Source organism: Hyphomicrobium sp. (assembly GCF_019744875.1).
Lineage (GTDB): Bacteria > Pseudomonadota > Alphaproteobacteria > Rhizobiales > Hyphomicrobiaceae > Hyphomicrobium_C.
Genome location: NZ_JAIETU010000005.1, coordinates 193,832 through 212,709, shown reverse-complemented (window position 1 = coordinate 212,709; position 18,878 = coordinate 193,832). Strand labels below are relative to the sequence as shown.

Here is an 18,878-nt window from a genome sequence, read left to right as displayed (position 1 = left end):
CCCGGCCTTTCCCGTCGCACCGGACACACGAAAAAGGGGACACGACCGTGACCAACGCACCCTCCGCCACCACCGCTTCGGCCGGCACTTCCGCCGGAACGGCCATCTGGATCGCTCTAATTGCTGGCCTGACCGTGATCGGCAGCTACGGCTATGCGTGCGCCGCGCCGCTCGCGGCTGTGGCCGCTCTGGCCGCTCTCAAGATGGAGCGCACAGACGGCCTGATCCTGGTCGGCCTGGCCTGGGTGATCAATCAGGCGGTTGGCTTCCTGCTGCTGAGCTATCCCCACACCACCGAGACCTACCTCTGGGGCGCCGCCATCGGCTTCGCCGCCTTCGCCGGCTTCTTCGCCGCCCGCGCCGCTGCGCGCATCAACGTCCCTTCGCTCGCCAGCTGGGTGATCACCTTCCTGGTCGCGTTCGTCGGCTATCAGGTCGCTCTCTACCTCGCGAGCCTGACCTTCACCGATCCGTCGAGCGGTTTCACGTCGGCAGTCGTCACTGAAGTGTTCACGATCAACGTTGGGGCCTACGCCGGTTTCGCCGTCGTTTATCTCGCAGCCGTCGCGCTCTCGCTGTTCGTTCCCACCCGGCGCACTCCGGCTCAGGCCACGCCCTCTACCGCCGTCTCGGCCTGAGGACGACTACGCTTTGCGGCGCTATCCGGCTCGCCGCCTGATCTGCCTCACCGAGGAGACGGTCGAAACCCTCTATCTCCTCGGTGAGCAAGACCGCATCGTGGGCGTCTCCGGCTATGCCGTGCGCCCGCCGCAGGTGCGCCGCGAAAAGCCGCGCATCTCTTCTTTTCTGTCGGCCGATATCGACCGCATCGCAGCGCTCGAGCCCGATCTGATCCTCGCTTTTTCCGACATCCAGGCGCAGGTGGTGAGCGACCTCGCCCGGCGCGGGCTTCCCGTCTATCTCTTCAACCAGCGCAACCTCGCCGGCATCTTCGCGATGATCCGGACCCTCGGCGCGTTGATCGGCTGCCAGGACAAAGCGGAGACGCTGGCGAGCAGCCTCGAAGGGCGCGTGCGTGATGTCGCGAGCGCCGCGCAAGGCCGGGCGCACCGGCCGCGGGTCTACTTCGAGGAGTGGGACAGCCCGATGATCTCCGGCATCGGGTGGGTGTCGGAGCTGATCGAAATCGCGGGCGGCACCGACATCTTCGCGGATCTCTCCACGCAAGCCGCCGCCAAGGACCGGATCGTCACGTCCGAGCAGGTGATTGCGGGGCGGCCCGACGTGCTGCTCGCCTCCTGGTGCGGGAAGAAGGTTCGCGTCGACAGCTTCAAAGCGCGCGAGGGGTGGGATGCGGTCCCCGCGGTGGCCTCGGGGCGGATCGTGGAGATCAAGTCGCCGCTGATCCTGCAGCCAGGCCCTGCCGCTTTGACGGACGGTCTCGACGCCATTTGCGCCGCGCTCGCGTAAGCGTCTCGTGCTCCTCGTCGCGAGGTGACCGCTACGGCGCAACCGACATCGTCATCGGTGCGGAGCTGATCTGATCGCCGCCGTCGAAGGTGCCTTCGTCGCGATTGTAGAGATCGTTGCGGAACTGGACGACGCCGTTCTCCGTCCAGGCCGTCAGATAGATGAAATGCACGGGCACGGCGGCCTTGGGCTTCAGCGTTGCGCGCTGACCGCCGGCAACGGCGGCCGCCAGAGCATCCTGCGTCCAGCCGCCCTGGCCGGCCAGCACCCATTCGGCCAACGCGAGATAGTTCTGCACGCGCACGCAGCCGGCGCTGAAGGCGCGCTCGTGCTGATCGAAGAGGGTCTTCATCGGCGTGTCGTGCATGTAGACGATCTGCTTGTTGGGCATATCGAAGCGCATCACGCCGAGCGCATTGTGCGGACCGAAGTCCTGCCGGAAAACATACCGCTCCGCCTCGGGCCCCCACCAGTTGACGAGCGCCGGATCGATCTCCTCGCCGCCGAAGGAGGAGAAGACGCGGATGTGCTCCTTGTAGAGGTACGCGGGATCCTTGCGGACGGCGGGGATCAGCGCCGCGCGCGCGATCGACGACGGGACATGCCAATAGGGCAGCAGGTTGATGGCCTGGATCGACGCGCTGATGACGGGCGTTGGAGTCGCGCGCTTGCCGGCGACGGTGCGGCTTGTCAGCTCGACGCGGCCGCCGGCGATGGCCTGCAGCTCGAAGCTCGCCGAATTCATGAGCACGAGGCGCGGCGCCGACATTTTCGGCAGAAGCTCCTGCATGCGCGCAAGGTTGCGCTCGAGCTGGCGCACGCGCGTTTCGGCCGGCACGTTCAGGATCCGCTGCGTGATGCCGTAGACGATGCCGTTCGGCTCGACGCCGTTGCGGCGCTGGTAGCGCTTGACGGCGGCCTCGACGGCGTCGTCGAACACGTAGGAGTTGCCGCCACCGCGCAGGTCGCCCGTCATCGCGAGCTGGCGGCGGAGAATGGCGACGTTGGCGTCGCTGTCGCCGAGCCTCAGCGTGACGCGGCCTGGCAGCGTCGGCCAGCCGCCCGCCTGCGCGATCGACCGGTAGGTGGCGATGGCGTTGCTCATCTCGGCAATGGCGGCGGGGCTTACCCACGCGATCCTACTCGGCTCGGGCGGCGGAATGCGCTGGCGTTGCGCCAAAGCGGGCGCAGCCGTTCCGAGCGCGAGCGCAAAGGCGGACAGGATTGCTGCGGCGAAGGTCCGCGGTTTGCCGGCACTGCGATACGGGATCTGAGGCATGCGCAGGGATCGTCCCTCGAGCTTTTCCAGGACGGACCTCACCACATCGGCGGCGCGGACAGGATGCCGCCGCGCTTCCATAATGCGTTGAGGCCTCGCTCCATGCCGAGGGGGCTTTCCTTTCCGACGTTGGCCTCGAACATCTCGCCGTAGTTGCCGACGGCGGCGACCGCATCGCGCAGCCACGCCTTGCCGAGACGCAGTTTCTCGCCGCTCGCTCCCGCGCCTTCAACGAGCCGCTGGGCATCGTCGGTCAAGGCACCCGTGCCCGCGGCGGAAGCGCGGTCGAGACCGACCTCCTCGGCGTTGACCAGACCGGCCAGCGTCCAGCGCACGATCTCGGCCCATTCGTCATCCGATTTCAGGACGACCGGGCCGAGCGGTTCCTTCGAGATCACCTCGGGCAGGATGGCGTGCTTGGCGGGTTCGGGAAGAGAGGCGCGGGCCGAAAACAGCGCGGAGCGGTCGGCCGTGAACGTATCGCACGTGCCCGACGTGTAGGCCTTCAACGTTTCCTCGCGCGTCGAGAACGTCATCACCTGCGCTTCGATCTGATGGGCCTTGAAGAAGAACGCCATGTTCTTCTCCGACGTCGTGCCGGATTCGACGCAGACTTTCGATCCGCCGAGCTGCTGAGCGGAGACGAAGCCGCGATCGTCGCTCGTCATGAACCCCTGGCCGTCGAAATAGAGGATGCCGGCGAAGCGCAAGCCGAGATCGACCTCGCGGTTCATGGTCCATGTGGTGTTGCGCGACAGCACATCGATCTTGCCGCTGGTCAGAGCGTCAAAGCGTTCGCTGTTTTCGAGCGGTACGAATTCGGCCTTGTCGGCGTCGCCCAAGACCGCCGCGGCGAGCGCGTGGCAGAACGTGACGTCGAGGCCCGACCAGACGCCCGCTTCAGTGCGCGCCGAGAACCCGAGCAATCCCGTGTTGACGCCGCAGATCAGTTTGCCGCGTGCGCGGATCTGATCGAGCTTGCCGTTTGTGGAAGACGGATCGGGAAGCGCGCCTGTGGTTTCCGGCGGCGCGGGGGAAACAGCGGGCGTTGCGGCGGTTTCCGGCGGCGGCGCTGCCGCTGCGGGAGCACCCGCGGCGGCCGGCTGCTGGGCTGCGGCCTGCGCCGGCTCGCTGGTCGGCGGCTCGCTCGCGGCAGGAGCGGCAGGTGCGGCCGCTGCTTCAGCCGGCGATGCCTGGGCGGCTGCGCCCTCCTTCGGGGCTGCCTCGGCCCGGCAACGGCTTTTCGAAACCGTCGTGAACTGGCCCGGGCCATCGCCATCGCTCTTGCACGTGCAGGGTCCGCGAGGACCGTCGCGCAAAGCACAGAGGCGATAGGCTGCATGAGAGGGGGCGGCCGACGCCACGGCAAGCGCCGCGACGAGACCGACAGTCAGCGCGACAGCGCGTGAACGTCTCGACATGTGATCTTTCCCAACCGGCGGACGCTGCTGCGAACCTTCTTCGTGAACGCTGCGCTTCAACTTAGCGCTTCAACTTAGCGCTCCAACTTAGCGCTTCTGGCGCGATAGCCAAGCCGCATCTCGGACGCCTGCACGTTCAATGGATGTTCTCGGCTTGCGTCATGCACGCGTTGCTGCTCCGGGCTATCATCGCCGTTGCTCAACGCGGGAGATGCTCGGCGGGATGGCGCACATTCAACATCCACGGGACGCCTCATCGTCCGTGCACGCGCTCCTGCGCCGCATCGTTGCCATCGAGCCCGGCGAAGCCCTCGCCGCGATGGGGTCGTTCGCCACGTTCGCCCTCGTACTCGGCGGCTACTATCTGATCCGCCCGGTGCGGGAGAATTTCAGCGCCGAGGCAACCTCCGATCAGCGCCAGCTCTGGTTCCTGCTCGTCTTCCTGGTGATGCTCGCGGCCGTGCCGGCGTTCGGCTGGCTCGTTGCGCGGTTCTCGCGCGCCTGGATCCTGCCCGCGCTCTACGCGGCGTTCGTGGCGATCATGCTCGGGTTCTGGATTGCATTGCGGGCGGGCGCGGGCCCTGAGCTCAGCGGCGCGTTTTTCGTGTTCGGCAGCGTCTTCAACCTGTTCGTCGTGTCGCTGTTCTGGATCCTGATGTCGGATCTCTACGACAGCGCGCAGGCCAAACGGCTCTACGGCTTCATTGCGGCCGGCGGGACAACGGGCGCGGTGCTCGGCCCAATCTTGGCGAGCGGGCTGGTTCCGATTGTCGGACAGGAGAACCTGCTGCTCGTCGCGGGGCTCGCGCTGCTCGCGGCGGCCGCGCTTTCGGTCTGGCTCAGGCGCAGGGTTCTGCCCGCAACGCTCGCCAAGAACAACGTGGCGGAGGCGCCGCCCACGCTTCGCTCGCTCGTCTCGGGCGCGGAACGCGTGGTGCGCGATCCCTATCTCCTGCGCATCGCGCTCTATGTTCTGATCGCGAACCTGCTCTCGACGTTCTTCTACCTCGAACAATCGCGCCTTGCGGGCGCAACGATCCTCGACGCGACGGAGCGGGTGCAGTTCTTTGCCGAACGCGATCTGATCACGAGCGTGCTCACCGTGCTGGTGCAGGTGGCGCTGACCGGGCGCATCATGTCCCGGCTCGGGATCGGCGCGGCCGCGTCGGTTCTTCCTGCCCTCACGCTTGCGGGTCTGGCGCTTTACGCTGCGATGCCCGAGTTGCATGTCGTGGCGGGCATCATGGTGGCCGAGCGTGTGGCGGCCTTTGCTTTGTCCAACCCCGCGACCAAAGTTCTATACACGGCGGTGGGCGTCGACGAGCGCTACAAGGCTCAGAATTTCATCGATACCGTCGTCTACCGCGGGGGCGATGCGCTCTCCGGCGCCGTGTTCAACGGTTTGACAAAAGCGATGGGCTGGCCGCTCGCCGCGGTCGCAGTGGCGTCGATTCCGCTAGCCGGCGCATGGCTTTGGATGGCGTCGGGCTTCGACAAAGCTCTGCGCCAGCGCCAGGAAAACGCGCGCTAATCCCCCCTCTCGATTTCCATTTTTTTATCGAAACAGGCTCTGCAACTGTACATTTTTGTAAACGTCCGATTTCGTCCTATTTGCTCAAATCCAATACAATGCATTTACCAATGGCGGGCAAACTTCCCTAGCGTTTAATGCTTGAGTATCTATCTGTTGCGCTATCTGGCTCATGCAACTTATGACGCGTGCATTCTGTTATTCTGGGGATTCGGGGCCATGGCTTTCCTTTCGCAATTTCGTGTTTTGACAAAGATTCTCGCCGTTATCGGCGTCATGGCGGCAGTCGCCGTCACGATCACCTATTTCGGCACCACCTCTCTCAGCAGCCTCAACGCTGCTACGGATCTCATGGAGAAGAAGGCCGGCGGCGCACTGCTTGCAGCCCGGCTGGCGCGTGACGCCATCTCTCTCAATCGCGCCGAATACATGCTGGCGGCGAACCCGACTGAATCGACCCGCACGACCGTCCGGAAATCCGTCGATGCCGATCTCAAGGAGTTCAAGGAACGCTTCGAGAAGATGAAGGAGGCAACCAGCGAAAAGGACGCCGCGCACATTGCCGCGATCCAGTCCGCGTTCGCCGAATATGAAAAGGAACTTCTGCAAACCTTCGTGGTTGCCGAAGGGGTCGTCGATTTCACCGCATCCACCGAAGTCCAGAAACTGCAGGCAACTGTCGCCTCAAGCGCGACGGCGGTGCAGCACCTGCGCGACTCGATTTCCAAACTCTACGGCGCGCTCGATGCGGAGGTCAGTAGCGTGTCAGCCGCGGCGACCGATGAGTACAACCGCACGGTTCGTTTCATGCTGATCGTAGCGACCTTGGGCATCGGCCTCGGCCTCGCGATGGGCTTCGTCATCGGACAATTCGGCATCGTCAAGCCGCTCCGCGATATGGTGCGGGTGCTGCAGAACCTCGCAACCGGCAACTTCCAGGTTGAGATCACCGGACAGGAACGTGGCGACGAAATTGGCGAGGTCGCCAAGACGGCCGTCGTCTTTCGCGACAACGCAGCCCAGAAGGTGCGGCTCGAAGAAGAGCAGGCGGCATCCGAGAAGCGCGCGGTGGAAACCCGCAAGGCTGAGATGCGCAAGCTGGCCGACTCGTTCCAGAGCGCCGTCGGCACCATCGTCGAAGCGGTCTCCAGTGCGTCGAGCCAGCTCGAAGGGGCGGCCACGTCTCTGACCTCAACCGCCGAGACGACGCAGCAGCGCTCGGGAATGGTCGCTGCCGCGTCCGAACAGACCTCTGTCAACGTGCAGGGCGTGGCGGCAGCATCGGAACAGCTCGCTTCGACCGTCACCGAGATCGGCAGGCAGGTTCAGGAGAGCAGCAACATCGCCGCTCAGGCCGTGCACCAGGCTTCCAAGACGAACGACCAGGTGACGCAGCTTTCCGAAACTGCAAACCGGATCGGCAACGTCGTCGGCCTCATCAACACGATCGCGTCGCAGACCAACCTGCTCGCGCTCAACGCCACCATCGAAGCGGCCCGCGCAGGCGATGCCGGCAAGGGCTTCGCCGTCGTCGCCCAGGAGGTCAAGGCGCTCGCCGCGCAAACCGCCAAGGCGACGAACGAAATCGCGGCTCAGATTTCCGGCATGCAGACGGCAACCGACGAAGCTGTCGCGGCAATCCAGGAGATCACGACCACGATCGCCAAGATGTCCGAGATCTCGGGCGCAATCGCGGCCGCCGTGGAAGAGCAGTCGGCGACGACGCAGGAAATCAGCCGCAACGTCATGGAAGCGGCCAAGGGCACCAGCGAGGTCGCCATGTCGATCACCGACGTGAGCCAGGGCGCAAGCGATACGGGAACGGCCTCGGCGCAGGTTCTCTCGTCGGCACGGCAGCTCTCGTCCGACAGCCGGTCGCTGCGCGAGCAGGTCGACAGCTTCCTGCGCACGGTTCGCGCAGCCTAACGATCAGCGCTCAGATATTTGAACGAACGGCGGGAGGGGACACATGTCTCCTCCCGCCTTTTTTATTGGCCTTTCGCACATGCTAGTCCGCGCGCCAGGCCGCGCGCGGCAGTCGGGCACACCCATTCGCTCTCATTTTTCGCACTGACGAGGAAACTCTACCGAGGGGTCGCCGTTTGATGATCAACGGCACCGGGCGGCCGCCGGCCATGTCGGCCGCGCCACCCGTGGAGCCGGCACCACATGAAAGGACACATCATGAGAGCGATCACACGCGCGTGCGTGGCGCTGACGGCTCTTCTCGGCGCCGCTTCCTTCGCGGCCACGGCTGAAGCCGGCGGCCATGGGCATGGCGGTTTCGGGCATGGCGGTTTCGGCGGCCATGGTCACTCCTTCGGCCATGGCCATCACGGCTTCGGCCACTATCACGGCGGCTGGGGTCCGAGAGTTGGGTTTGGCTTCTACGCGCCTGCGTACAGCTACTACGACGCCTACGATAGCGGCGACTGCTATCGCGTTTACCGGCGCGGCCGGTACCGGACTGTTTGCGACTAGCTGCAATCGACTTGCCGCTGTTCATGGCCGCTTGTCTCAACGCCCCCGGCGCGCCCGCGCCGGGGATATTCGCGTGACGCGGGCGGCCGCCCGCACGTGCCACGCGGCTTAGCCTTGTTTCCGCATCCGCTGCCCCTCATCTCTTATTCGAGCCAACGCTCTGGAGCCGACCATGTCCAAAAACCCGCACCGGATTTCGGGGATCGACAGCGAAGAGAGACAGCCCGCGCATACCAGCGACAAGCGCGCGCCCACCGAAACGTTCGACCAGAAGCCGCATATGGCGAGCCAGCCGTTCAGTTGCGCGCGCCAGACGGCGCGGAGGAAAGCCGTTGCCGGCGTCGAGACCTACAAGGGGCCGGCCGGCGGCTGGGGTGCCCTCAAGGCGGTGGCGCGGGCGCTCAGCAGCGAGATGGCCGTGCCGCGCGAGGTGAAGGGTCTCTTGACCATGAACCAGCCCACCGGCTTCGATTGCCCGGGCTGCGCGTGGCCCGACCCGCGGCATACGTCGTCGTTCGAATTCTGCGAGAACGGCGCCAAGGCTGTCTCCTGGGAAGCCACGAGCAAACGCGCGACACCGGAGTTCTTCGCCGCACATACGGTGTCGGAACTGTGGAACTGGTCCGACCACGCGCTCGAAAGCGAAGGCCGGCTGACGCATCCGATGGTCTACGATCGCGCCACCGATACCTACCAGGCGATATCATGGACGGACGCGCTCGAACAAATTGGCGCCGCGCTGCGTGCGCTGCCGGACCCGAACATGGCCGAATTCTATACCTCCGGCCGGGCGTCCAACGAAGCGGCGTTCCTTTATCAGCTCTTCGCGCGCGAATTCGGCACCAACAACTTCCCTGACTGCTCGAACATGTGCCACGAGGCGACGAGCGTCGGATTGCCGGACTCGATCGGTGTCGGCAAGGGAACGGTGACGCTCGAAGATTTCGACCACGCCGATGCCATCTTCTGCATCGGCCACAACCCCGGCACCAATCACCCGCGCATGCTCACCACGCTTCGGGACGCATCCAAGCGCGGATGCAAGATCGTTGTGTTCAATCCGCTTCGGGAACGCGGGCTGGAGCGCTTCGCCGCACCGCAGAACGCGTTCGAGATGGTGACGCTGGGATCGACGCCGATCGCGTCCTCCTACTACCAGGTCGGCATCGGCGGCGACGTGGCCGTGCTCAAGGGAATGATGAAGGCGCTGCTCGACATGGATCGGGTGGACCTCGCGGCCGGGGGCACGGGGCTTCTCGACCGGGAGTTCATCGCCCAGCACACGCGCGGTTTCGAGGCGCTCGTAGCCGATATCGACGCCACGGGCTGGCCGCTGATCGAGAAATTCTCTGCGCTCAGCCGGGCTGATATCGAGGCGGCCGCCAAAGTTTATGCGGAGGCCGAGCGCGTCATCATCTGCTACGGCATGGGTATCACCCAGCATCGGCACGGCACGTCGAACGTGCATCAAATCGCCAATCTGCTGTTGCTTCGCGGCAATATCGGCAAGGAAGGCGCCGGCATCTGTCCCCTGCGCGGGCATTCGAACGTGCAGGGCGACCGCACGGTTGGCGTTACGGAAATCCCGTCGAAGGCCCTGCTCGACAACCTCGAAGCCGTGTTCGGCATCCGTGCGCCCCGCGCGCCCGGCCACAACGCGGTGGAAGCCATCGAGGCCATCTCTAACGGACGCTCGAAGGCGCTGATCTGTCTGGGCGGGAATCTGGCGGTCGCCATGTCCGACCCGGACGTCACGTTCGCGGCCATGCGCGGGCTCGATCTCGCCGTGCACATCGCGACCAAGCCCAACCGAACGCACCTGCTGCTCGCCAAACAGAGCTTCATCCTGCCGTGCCTCGGGCGCACGGAACTCGACGTGCAGGACACCGGGCGGCAAAGCGTGACGGTGGAGGATTCCATGTCGATGGTGCACGCCTCCTCCGGAGGACTGAAGCCGGCCTCCGAGCATCTCAAGTCCGAGCCCGCGATTGTGGCCGAGCTGGCGCTGGCGACGCTGCCCGACACGGTCGTGCCGTGGCAGGCGCTCGTGGCCGACTACGGGCGGATCCGCGACAAGATCGAAGCCGTGCTTCCGGATTTCTCCGACTACAACGCGCGTGTGTCGGAGCCGGGCGGGTTCCGTCTCACCGTGCCGGCGTCGGGGCGCGTGTGGAAGACGAAATCTGGCAAGGCGGAATTTCTCGTGGTGACAGGCGTGGAGGAAGACCCGCGATGCGAACAGGATGGCGCGCTTTTGCTCGCCACGGTGCGCAGCCACGATCAGTACAATACTACGATCTACAGCCTGGACGACCGCTATCGCGGCATCACCGGGCGGCGCGATATCATTTTCATGAACGAGACCGATCTGGCGGCGCGCGGCCTGCGGCATGGCGACGTCGTCGATGTCGAGACGCTCTGCAACGAGGAGGAGGAGCCGCGCACGCTCGCTGGATTGACGGCGGTCGCCTTCGACATCGCGGCCGGATCTGTTGCGACGTACTACCCCGAGGCCAACACGCTGATCGCCATCGACCACTACGACCGGCGCAGCGGCACGCCGTCGTACAAGTCCGTACCGGTCTCCGTGAGGCGGGCGGCGGCTTAGGCTACTCGGCGGCGAGCCGGTAGCCGATGCCGGGTTCCGTCAGAATAAACTCGGGCGCGCCGGATGTGGTCCGGAGCTTCTGGCGCAACTGGCCGATAAACACGCGCAGGTACTGCAGGTCTTCCGTGTGGGCCGGACCCCAGACCGCGGTCAGAATCTGGCGGTGCGTCACGACCCGGCCGGCATTGCGGACCAGAACCGCGAGGAGGTAGAACTCCTTGGGCGTGAGCTTCAGAGGGACGCCAGCCCATGTCACGGAATGCGCCAGAACGTCGATTTCGAGCGCGCCGGATTGAAACCTGGACTGCTCGCCGGAGGCTTGCGCGGCGTGCCGCAGCGCCGTCCGCAATCGCGCCGTCAGCTCACCGATACCGAACGGCTTGTTGATGTAGTCGTCGGCGCCGAGATCGAGGGCCGCGATCTTTTCGGCCTCGCGATCGCGCGCCGAGAGAACGAGGATCGGCGTCTTGCACCAGGTGCGCAGCTCGCGAATGACATCCTTTCCGTCCATGTCGGGCAAGCCGAGGTCGAGCACGATGACATCGGGGGCCCGCGTTGCCGCGGCTTTGAGCGCCTCGCCGCCTGTCGCCGCCGCGACCACCTCGTAGCCGGCGGCCACGAGGCTCGGCTTCAGGAAGCGCAAAATCTGCGGCTCGTCGTCGACGATCAGAACGCGATGCCCGGTCATGCGGTGGCCATGGGATTGCTGGTGGGATCGAGCCCGGTCTCGTGCGTGGGAAGCAGGATCGCGAACTCGGTGCCCTTGCCGTTTGCGGCTGGGCTCGTGGCCGCGATCGTCCCTCCCATCGCCGACACCAGCGCTGCCGCGATCGAAAGGCCGAGGCCGGTGCCGGGCGCGCGCCCGTCGCCACCGGCTACGCGGTAGAATTTTCCGAACACCTTGCCGAGCGCCTCTTGCGGGATGCCGATGCCGTCGTCCGTGACCGTGATGCGCAATGCGCCGTTCGCCGTCAAGCGGGCGGCGATGCGGGTAACCGACTCCGGGGGGCTGTATTTGTGCGCGTTGTCGAGCAGGTTGAAGAGCACTTGCTCCAGCAAGGCCGCGTCGGCCCGCACGAACGGCAATCCGTCGTCGAGCGAGATCGCCACGCGCCGCTGCGGAAAGATCTTGGCCGTTCGCGCCACGGCGCCGCGAACGGCATCTCCGACATCCACCCAGTCGCGGCGGATGTCGAGAGCGCCAGCCTCCAGCCGCGTCATATCGAGCAGGTTCGACACGAACGACGACAGACGGCTCGCCTCTTCCTCGATGGTCGCCAGGAGATCGGCGCGGTCGCTTTTCGGCATGCGATCGCCGAGCTGGCGCAGGCTCGTCGCGGAGCCCAGGATCGACGCCAGCGGCGTCCTCAGATCATGCGAAATGGACGACAGCAGCGCGCCGCGCAACCGCTCGCTTTCTGCTTCCGTCGCGGCCTTCGCAGCCCTTTCCACCAGGTGCGTTCGCTCGATGGCGGTTGCCGCCTGGTCGGCAAACGACTGCAGCGCGTTCGTGGTCGCGTTCGGCAGCGCATCGTCCTCGCTGCCGGGTGCCACGCCGAGCACACCGAGCACGCCGGCCGACGAGATCAGCGGGCGAAACTGATACGTCGCGGACGGCAATGTGCTCGTGAGGCGGCCTGCCGGCTCCCGCTTCTCATTCGCCCAGCGTGCCGCCGCCCAATCCGCAGTCGACAGCGTGTCCTCGGGCGGCCAGGCGCTTTCAATCGAGAGGTCGCCGTCCTGTTCCAGAAGCACGATGGCCTTGCCCTCGACGACGGCGGCCGACTGGGCGGCCAGCAGCCAGAGGACGTCGTCGATCTTCGGCACGCCGGCGAGCTTGCGCGAGAATTCGTAGAGCGCCTGCGTTGCTTCGGACCGCTCGCGCGTGGCGGCGGCCTGTTCGCGCAGGCGCGCGGCGAGCCCTCCGGTCACAACCGCGACCGCGAGGAAGATGAGCAGCGCGAAGAACTCGTGCGGGGACGCGATCGTCAGCGTGTTGCGCGGGGCGATGAAAAAGAAGTTGTAGGCAAAGAACGACAGCGACGCCGCCGCCACGGACGAGAAGAGGCCAAACCGCAGGGCGCACAGGAGCACCGCGAACAGGAACAGCATCGACAGGTTCGGCAGAGACGTAAACCGCTCGATCAGCTTGCCGGCTGCCACTCCCACGCTCACGGCCGCGATTGCCGCGATGCCGCCGGCCCACGTCGGGTTGATCTCGGGCAGCAGCGGCCAGACGTTGCGCTGTGGGCCGTTCGAGGCCACCACCGTCACCGAGATGCCGGAAGCTTCATCCATCAGCGCCTGGGCCAGGGAGCGGCCGAACAGGGCGTTCATGGGGCTGCGCCGGGCGCGGCCGACGACGATCTGGGTGATGTTGTTGCGCTTGGCATACGCCAGCACTTCGGAGACGAGCGCCTCGGCGTTCAGGCTCACCGTGGTCGCGCCGAGCCGGTCGGCGAGCCGCATCGCCTTTTCCATGCGCCGCACGGCGCCGCGATCCGTCGTCTCGCGATCGCTCTTCACGAGATGGATGGCGATCCAATCCGACTTGAGGGCGGCCGCCATGCGCGCGGCCGCGCGCACCACTGCTTCCGACATCTCGTCGCCGCCCACGCAGACGAGCAGTCGTTCGGCGGTCGGCCACGGCCCCTCGATGCCCTGGCGTCGAAGCTGGGAGATCATCTGCTCGTCGACGCGATCGGCCGTGCGGCGGAGGGCGAGCTCGCGCAGGGCCGTCAGGTTGCTGAGCTGGAAGAATTTGCCGACGGCGCGGCGCGCGTTGTCCGGCAGGTAGACCTTGCCATCCTTGAGGCGCTGGATCAGCTCCTCGGGCGGCAAGTCCACCACCACGATCTCGTCGGCGCGCTCGAGCACGCGGTCGGGCACCGTTTCGCGCACCGTGATGCCGGCGATGCGCTCGACGACATCGTTCAGGCTTTCGAGATGCTGGATGTTGAGCGTGGTCCAGACGTCGATCCCGGCGTGCAGCACGCCATCCACGTCCTGGTAGCGCTTGGGGTGCACGAGCCCCGGCGCGTTCGAATGAGCGAATTCGTCGACGAGCAGAAGGGCCGGACGGCGCGCAATTGCGGCGTCGATGTCGAACTCCATGAGGGTACGATTGCGGTAGGGAACGGTGCGGCGGGGCAGAACTTCGAGCCCATCGAGCAGGGCGGCCGTCTCGGCCCGTCCGTGCGTTTCCACGACGCCGACCACGACGTCGACGCCCTCCGCCTTCAGGACCTTGGCGGCGGCAAGCATCGCATAGGTCTTGCCCACGCCCGGCGCCATGCCGAGAAACACTTTGAGCTTGCCGCGACCTTCATTCGCGGCAAGCTCGAGCAACGCTTTCGGCGAAGGGCGCCCCTTCTCCTGTGTGGTCGTATCAGCCATGCGTCATCCGGAGCCCGTGCCGAGAGCGGCGTCAAGTGCGAGGTTCAGCTCAAGAACGTTAATGCGCGGCTCGCCGATGATCCCGAGGTCGTCGCCGGCCGCATTTCCGGCAACGACAGCGCGAACGCGATCCGGACTGACGCCGCGCGCCTTCGCCACGCGTTCGACTTGCATATCGGCGTAAGCGGGACTGACGTGCGGATCGAGGCCGCTGGCGGATGTCGTGACCGCATCGGCCGGGATGGCCGCGGTTCGGCCGCCGCGCAGCTCGGCCGCGTCGTGCTTGACGCGGTCGAGGAGCTTTGCGGACAGCGGCCCGAGGTTCGAGCCGGACGATGCCGCCGCGTCGTAGCCGTTCTGGCCGGCCGCGGAAGGACGCGGATGGAAGTAGCGATCCGACGTGAACGGCTGGCCGATCAACGACGAGCCGACGATTGCGCCGCCGCGCTCGATCATACTTCCGTTCGCCTGGTCCGGAAGGACGATCTGGACGATGCCTGTCATGGCGAGAGGGTAGGCTATGCCGGTCAGGATCGTGAAGGCTCCGAGGAGCACGACGGCCGGTCGTAGATGTGAGGTCATTGAGTCGCTCCTTTAGGCGAGTCCGAGGGCAGAGACGGCGAGATCGACGATCTTGATGCCGATGAAGGGCACAACGAGACCGCCGAGCCCGTAGACGAGCAGGTTGCGCCTGAGCAGCACGTCTGCACTTGCGGGGCGGTAGCCGATGCCCTTCAGCGCGAGGGGGATCAACGCGATGATGATCAGCGCATTGAAGATGACGGCCGACAGGATCGCGCTGTCCGGCGAGGCGAGGCCCATGACGTTCAAGACGCCGAGCTCGGGATAGGTGGTGACGAACAGCGCGGGAATGATCGCGAAGTACTTGGCGACGTCGTTGGCAATGGAAAACGTCGTCAGAGAGCCGCGCGTCATCAGGAGCTGCTTGCCGATTTCCGTGATCTCGATGAGCTTCGTGGGATCACTGTCGAGATCCACCATGTTGCCCGCTTCACGCGCGGCCTGCGTGCCGGTCTGCATCGCCACGCCGACGTCGGCCTGTGCGAGGGCCGGCGCGTCGTTCGTGCCGTCGCCGCACATGGCAATCAGGCGGCCCTTGGCCTGCTCGGCCTTGATGTAGGCGAGCTTGTCCTGCGGGGTTGCTTCGGCGATGTAGTCGTCGACGCCGGCTTCGGACGCGATGGCGGCCGCCGTCACGGGATTGTCGCCGGTGACCATCACGGTCCGGATGCCCATCTCACGCAAGGCGGCAAAGCGGGCCTTGATGCCGGGCTTCACCACGTCCTTGAGATGGATGACGCCGACCACCTGCTTGTCCCCGACGACCGCGAGCGGCGTGCCGCCGGTTCGTGCAATAGACTGCACGGCTTCGCGGAAGGCCGGAGATGTCGTCTCGAGCGTCTGCCCGGCGAAAGCGAGCGCCGCATCGACCGCGCCCTTGCGGATGCTGCGGCCCGCGAACTCGACGCCGGAGATGCGCGTCTGGGCCGAGAACGGAATGACGTTCGTGGATGTGGCCTCGATGCCGTCCGTGAGACCGTAGCTGCCGCGTGCGAGCGCCACGATGGAGCGGCCTTCCGGCGTTTCGTCGGAAAGCGATGCCAGCAACGCCGCCTCGGCAACGTCTCGCTCCGAGCGACCGGGCACGGGGATGAACGCGGTGGCGAGGCGGTTGCCGTACGTGATGGTGCCCGTCTTGTCGAGCAGCAGCGTATCGACGTCGCCTGCCGCCTCCACGGCCCGGCCGGAAGTCGCAAGCACGTTGAAGCGGATCAGGCGATCCATGCCGGCGATGCCGATGGCGGACAGAAGGCCGCCGATGGTGGTCGGGATCAAGGTGACGAGCAGGGCCACGAGCACCGTCACGGAGAGCGTGGTGCCCGAGTAGCCGGCGAGCGGCCAGATCGTCACGACCGCGATCAGGAGGATCAGCGTCAGGCCCGAGAGCAGGATGGAGAGCGCAAGCTCGTTCGGCGTCTTCTGCCGCTCGGCGCCCTCGACGAGCGCGATCATGCGATCGAGGAACGACGAGCCGGGCGCCGCCGTGACGCGCACCTTGAGCCAGTCCGACAGCACCACGGTGCCGCCGGTGACGGCCGAGCGGTCGCCACCGGATTCGCGGATGACGGGCGCGGATTCGCCGGTGATGGCGGATTCGTTCACGGACGCGATGCCTTCGATGACCTCGCCGTCGGCGGGGATCGTGTCGCCCGCCTCGACGAGCACGACGTCATCGGGACGGAGATCCTGGGCCGAGCGGGGCTCCCACGGATCGTCTTTCGTATCGTCCGAGTGAAGCAGGAGCTTCGCCGTCGTGTCGCTCCGCGTGCGGCGCAGAGCATCCGCCTGCGCCTTGCCGCGGCCCTCGGCCACGGCTTCCGCGAAGTTGGCGAACAGCACGGTGAACCACAGCCAGACTGCGATCTGGCCGGTGAAGGCCAGCCCGTCCCGTCCGGTTGCGAAGTCGCGGAAGAAAATCGCGGTGACGAGCACGGCCACGACGCCGGTGGTGAACATCACCGGGTTGCGAACGAGCTTTCGCGGCGCGAGCTTGCCTACGGCATCTTTTGCGGCTTGCCAGGCTATCGAAGTATCCAGCAGCCCTGGTGTCGAGCGCTTGGTCATTGGAGTCTCCTTAAAAGGTCTTGCCGGCATTCATGAGAACGTGCTCGACGATCGGGCCGAGGGCGAGAGCCGGGAAGTACTGAAGTCCGCCCAGGATCAGGATCACGGCCGCGAGCAGGCTGACGAACAGAAGGCCGTCCGTCGGGAACGTGCCCGCCGACGCGGTCGTCTTCGGTTTCGCAACCATCGAGCCAGCGATCGCCATGACCGGCACGACATAGGCAAAGCGGCCGAACAGCATCGCGAGCGCGAGCGTGGTGTTGAACCAGGGCGTGTTGGCGTTGAGCCCCGCGAACGCAGAGCCGTTGTTACCGGCGGCCGACGAGTAGGCGTAGAGGATCTCCGTTAGCCCGTGCGGACCCGCATTGGCGAGGCTGGCGAGCGCCACCGGAAGCATGGCGGCGGCCGCCGTGAAGCCCAGGATGAAGAACGGCAGGATGAGAAGCGCCAGCATGGCGAGCTTCATCTCACGCGCCTCGATCTTCTTGCCGAGGTACTCGGGCGTGCGGCCGACCATGAGACCGGCGACGAACACCGCAAGCAAGGCCATCACGATCATGCCGTAGAGACCGGAACCGACGCCACCCGGCAGGATCTCGCCGAGCTGCATCATGAACAGCGGCACGAGTCCGCCGATCGGCGTGAGGGAGGCGTGCATGGCATTCACCGCGCCGCACGAAAGGCCCGTGGTGGTGACGACATAGAGAGCCGTCAGCGCCTGGCCAAAGCGGATGTCCTTGCCTTCCATGTTGCCGGCGGATGCATCGACACCGGCGGCGACGAGCAGCGGATTGCCCGCCGTTTCCGACGCATAGACAATGGCCGTTCCGGCGATGACGAACGCTGCCATGACCGCGAGCAACGCATAGCCCTGGCGGCGGTCGCCGATCATGCGACCGAAGGTGAACGTCATGGCTGCCGGAATGAGCAGCATGCTCCAGATCGACAGCGCGTTCGACCAGGCGCTCGGATTCTCGAATGGGTGGGCCGCGTTGGCGTTGAAGAAGCCGCCGCCGTTCGTGCCGAGCTGCTTGATGGCCTCCTGGCTTGCGACCGGGCCGAGCGCGATCGCCTGCTTGGCGCCTTCGAGCGTGGTGACGTCGATGCGGCCTGCCAAGGTCTGCGGAACGCCCATCACGGCATAGGCCAGCGCGACGACGACCGCGAGCGGGATCAGCACATAGAGCGTGGCGCGTGTGAGATCGACCCAGAAGTTGCCGATCGACTTCGAGGCGCTGCGCGAGAAGGCGCGCGTGACGGCGACCGCAAGCGCGATGCCCGTCGCGGCGGAGACGAAATTCTGCACGGTGAGACCGGCCATCTGCACGAGATGGCTCATGGTCGTTTCGCCACCGTAGGACTGCCAGTTGGTGTTGGTGACGAAGCTGATCGCCGTGTTGAACGCGAGATCAGGGGCGACGGCGCCGAAGCCCTGCGGATTGAGGGGAAGCGACCCCTGCAAGCGCATCAGGCCGTACAGCACGAGAAAGCCCACCGCGTTGAACGCGAGCATGCTCATCACGTAGACAAGCCAGGTCTGCTCCGATCGCGGGTCGACGCCCGCGGCGGAAAAAAGCGCGCCCTCAACCGGCGATACGCGCTCACTCGAAAAAATGCGTGCCATGTAATTGCCGAGCGGCCACGCCGCCAACAGCACCGCGCCCAGCACGAGCGCGATTTGCAACCAACCAACGGCTGTCATGAAAAGGCCCTCCAAGGCCTAGAACTTTTCCGGTCGAACCAGCGTGTAAACCAGGTAAACGCCGAGCCCTGCGGCAACGACGAGGGCGATCAGGGGATCTGTGATCACGGGTCTCACTCCACCATGGCGCTACAGTCGGCCGCACAGCAGGGCGTATCCGGCCATGAGGCCGAAACCACCCAGACCGACGGCGAGATAAATGAGGTCAAGCATCTGTTTTGCTCCTGTTGCCGACAGGCGGAACATGATGCTGCGGAAATCAAATCTCGATTGGGAAATGGCCGCGACGGCATAAGGATCGCATAAAGATTGGGCGCCGCCGCGCGCCACTGCGTTGCCGACCCTGGCCTAAAGGCTGGTTGACGAGCCAGGCAAACGGACCC

The 18,878-nt window shown here is 65.8% G+C and carries 15 protein-coding genes; 6 read left to right on the top strand and 9 right to left on the bottom strand.

Features of this window, described 5'->3' with window-relative positions; genetic code table 11:
- Window positions 1-47 precede the first annotated feature (47 nt).
- Together K2Y42_RS11080 and K2Y42_RS11075 are read left to right on the top strand one after the other, a co-directional pair.
- Window positions 48-638 carry a hypothetical protein gene (locus K2Y42_RS11080; protein ID WP_291152295.1) on the top strand — a complete coding sequence of 197 codons (591 nt, stop codon included), beginning with the start codon at window positions 48-50 and terminating at the stop codon, window positions 636-638.
- A 13-nt stretch (window positions 639-651) separates the two neighbouring features.
- Window positions 652-1,431, top strand: a complete 780-nt coding sequence (locus K2Y42_RS11075) for a cobalamin-binding protein (RefSeq protein WP_291152293.1) — start codon at window positions 652-654, stop codon at window positions 1,429-1,431.
- Window positions 1,432-1,462: 31 nt separating this feature from the next.
- On the opposite strand, the gene K2Y42_RS11070 is transcribed toward K2Y42_RS11075, so the two are convergent.
- Window positions 1,463-2,710: a L,D-transpeptidase family protein gene (locus K2Y42_RS11070; protein WP_291152291.1), complete on the bottom strand. Its 1,248-nt coding sequence runs from the start codon at window positions 2,708-2,710 to the stop codon at window positions 1,463-1,465.
- Between the two features lie 38 nt (window positions 2,711-2,748).
- Window positions 2,749-4,131 (bottom strand): amino acid ABC transporter substrate-binding protein, encoded by a 1,383-nt coding sequence (locus tag K2Y42_RS11065; RefSeq protein ID WP_291152289.1) that lies wholly within the window; start codon window positions 4,129-4,131, stop codon window positions 2,749-2,751.
- 223 nt (window positions 4,132-4,354) lie between these two features.
- Between K2Y42_RS11065 and K2Y42_RS11060 the strand changes: the two genes are divergently transcribed.
- The 4 genes from K2Y42_RS11060 to K2Y42_RS11045 all read left to right on the top strand — a co-directional run bounded on the left by K2Y42_RS11060 (window position 4,355) and on the right by K2Y42_RS11045 (window position 10,751).
- On the top strand, window positions 4,355-5,662 hold the full coding sequence (locus tag K2Y42_RS11060; protein ID WP_291152287.1) for an MFS transporter: 1,308 nt from the start codon (window positions 4,355-4,357) through the stop codon (window positions 5,660-5,662).
- Between the two features lie 246 nt (window positions 5,663-5,908).
- Window positions 5,909-7,588 carry a HAMP domain-containing methyl-accepting chemotaxis protein gene (locus K2Y42_RS11055; protein WP_291152285.1) on the top strand — a complete coding sequence of 560 codons (1,680 nt, stop codon included), beginning with the start codon at window positions 5,909-5,911 and terminating at the stop codon, window positions 7,586-7,588.
- 258 nt (window positions 7,589-7,846) lie between these two features.
- Entirely contained in the window at window positions 7,847-8,143 is a 297-nt protein-coding gene (locus tag K2Y42_RS11050) for a hypothetical protein (protein WP_291152283.1), read from the top strand.
- 280 nt (window positions 8,144-8,423) lie between these two features.
- Window positions 8,424-10,751, top strand: coding sequence for an FdhF/YdeP family oxidoreductase (locus K2Y42_RS11045; RefSeq protein ID WP_291154021.1), 2,328 nt, complete (start codon window positions 8,424-8,426; stop codon window positions 10,749-10,751).
- A gap of 1 nt (window position 10,752) precedes the next feature.
- On the opposite strand, the gene K2Y42_RS11040 is transcribed toward K2Y42_RS11045, so the two are convergent.
- From K2Y42_RS11040 to K2Y42_RS11010, 7 genes are read right to left on the bottom strand one after another with little or no spacing between them, the layout of a single operon-like run.
- Window positions 10,753-11,439, bottom strand: coding sequence for a response regulator (locus K2Y42_RS11040; RefSeq protein WP_291152281.1), 687 nt, complete (start codon window positions 11,437-11,439; stop codon window positions 10,753-10,755).
- Window positions 11,436-14,147: a sensor histidine kinase KdpD gene (locus K2Y42_RS11035; protein WP_291152279.1), complete on the bottom strand. Its 2,712-nt coding sequence runs from the start codon at window positions 14,145-14,147 to the stop codon at window positions 11,436-11,438. The genes K2Y42_RS11040 and K2Y42_RS11035 overlap by 4 nt, the downstream gene beginning before the upstream one ends.
- 3 nt (window positions 14,148-14,150) lie before the next feature.
- On the bottom strand, window positions 14,151-14,729 hold the full coding sequence (gene kdpC, locus K2Y42_RS11030) for a potassium-transporting ATPase subunit KdpC (protein ID WP_291152277.1): 579 nt from the start codon (window positions 14,727-14,729) through the stop codon (window positions 14,151-14,153).
- Between the two features lie 12 nt (window positions 14,730-14,741).
- Window positions 14,742-16,793: a potassium-transporting ATPase subunit KdpB gene (gene kdpB, locus K2Y42_RS11025; RefSeq protein WP_291152275.1), complete on the bottom strand. Its 2,052-nt coding sequence runs from the start codon at window positions 16,791-16,793 to the stop codon at window positions 14,742-14,744.
- Window positions 16,794-16,803: 10 nt separating this feature from the next.
- Window positions 16,804-18,495, bottom strand: a complete 1,692-nt coding sequence (gene kdpA / locus K2Y42_RS11020) for a potassium-transporting ATPase subunit KdpA (protein ID WP_291152273.1) — start codon at window positions 18,493-18,495, stop codon at window positions 16,804-16,806.
- Between the two features lie 18 nt (window positions 18,496-18,513).
- Entirely contained in the window at window positions 18,514-18,603 is a 90-nt protein-coding gene (gene kdpF / locus K2Y42_RS11015; protein ID WP_291152271.1) for a K(+)-transporting ATPase subunit F, read from the bottom strand.
- A 21-nt stretch (window positions 18,604-18,624) separates the two neighbouring features.
- Window positions 18,625-18,825 carry a hypothetical protein gene (locus K2Y42_RS11010; RefSeq protein WP_291152269.1) on the bottom strand — a complete coding sequence of 67 codons (201 nt, stop codon included), beginning with the start codon at window positions 18,823-18,825 and terminating at the stop codon, window positions 18,625-18,627.
- Between the last annotated feature and the right edge of the window lie 53 nt (window positions 18,826-18,878).